The following is a 239-nucleotide window of genomic DNA, read 5'->3' as shown; positions in this document are numbered from 1 at the left end:
CGGGAATAAGGTGAGAAACTCGCTCCACACGCTTTCGCGGGTACGCAGCGATTCACCCAGGTCACCTTGGGCGAGCTTGCCCACGTAGTCCAGGTACTGGACCGGCAGTGGTTTGTTCAGGCCCAGGCGTTCCATGGCCTGGGCATGCATTTCGGGGTCGACCCTGCGCTCGCCCATCATGACTTCCACCGGGTCGCCGGGGATCAGGCGTATGAGCGCGAAGGTCAGCAAGGTGATGC

1 pseudogene is annotated in these 239 nt (G+C 62.3%); it reads right to left on the bottom strand.

Going from position 1 to position 239, the window contains the following annotated elements:
• Positions 1-237 (bottom strand): annotated as a pseudogene (locus SB756_RS34845) (peptide ABC transporter permease); the annotation flags it as partial.
• Between the last annotated feature and the right edge of the window lie 2 nt (positions 238-239).

The sequence above is a fragment of the Pseudomonas sp. SIMBA_068 genome (genome assembly GCF_046534705.1).
Classification (GTDB): Bacteria; Pseudomonadota; Gammaproteobacteria; order Pseudomonadales; family Pseudomonadaceae; genus Aquipseudomonas; species Aquipseudomonas putida.
This window is presented reverse-complemented; position numbering and strand designations above follow the sequence as displayed.